Here is a 1,104-nt window from a genome sequence, read left to right on the forward strand (position 1 = left end):
CATGCCGCCCTGCGCGGACTCCTTCAGGTCCAGCTCGATGACCTCACCCTCCTCGGTGACGCCGATCGGCACCATGAGGCGGTTGCGCTGCGGGGTCCGGGTCCGCCACAGCGCCTGCACGTCGAAGGTCATCGCGTCGCGGATGCCGAGCAGCGTGGTCAGCTCGAAGCTGGTGTCCAGCGGCTCGTCGGAGACCTCCAGCGTGCCGCTGGTCCGCTTGGGCGCGATGATCCGGGCCAGGGCCTCGCACTGGGTCTCGTCGAGCCCGTCGCGCCTGGCCGTGCCGGTCGTCGCGCCGGCCGGGAACTCCACCGCGTCGTCGGTGACTGTGAGCCGCAGCACCTTCGGGCCGCCGGGCATCGCGCCGGTCAGGTCGAGCAGCACCACGTTGCGGATGCCCGCGCCGAGCAGGCGGGAGCTGTCCGGCAGGTCCACCAGGTGCGCGACGATCACCAGGAACGGCTCGCTCGTGGTCGGCTTCACGGCCCGGTCGTGGTCGCCCCGGTCGGTGATCTCGGGGCCGAGCATGTCCATCAGCGCGTCGTGGCTGCCGGCGAACATCCGGACCGGGCCCGCCGCGTCGTACGCGGTGGGGTGCGCGTTGTGCGGCAGCCACTTGACCCACTCCCAGGGGCCCCGGTGCACCTCGGCGGCGAGCACGGCGATCCGCAGCTCGTCCGGGGCGTGGAAGGTGGCCAGCTGCGCCACCATGGCGCGGGCCAGGTCGATGGCCGGGTCGATGGCGCCCTCGAACTCGACGCTGGTGAAGCTCGGCAGTCCGACGGAGGTGGGGATGCCGGACACCGTGCGGTACGCCTCGGAGAAGCGCCGCAGCGAGATCGACGACAGCGGCTCCAGGTCCTCGATCGGCTTGGTGGAGGGCGGGTTGAACTTCAGCATCGCGGCCTGCCGGCCGAGACCGATGCGGACCCGGCCGAAGTCGTCGTGGCTGGGCCGGCGCTCCCACAGCCGGCTGCCCATCGCGATCGACCACAGCCAGCCCGGCTGCGGGTTGTTCCACAGGACGTGCCGGCGCTGCTGGTCGGCCGCGTCCCGGGCCTGCTTGCGCAGCTGCCCGATGTAGCGCAGGAAGTCGCGGCGCTC

1 pseudogene is annotated in these 1,104 nt (G+C 72.5%); it reads right to left on the bottom strand.

Annotation, left to right across the window (positions count from 1 at the left end):
- Nucleotides 1-1,104 (bottom strand): annotated as a pseudogene (locus tag AB0L34_RS34225) (secretion protein EccC); the annotation flags it as partial.

It is taken from the genome of Micromonospora sp. NPDC052213 (assembly GCF_040679695.1).
Taxonomy (GTDB): Bacteria; Actinomycetota; Actinomycetes; order Mycobacteriales; family Micromonosporaceae; genus Micromonospora.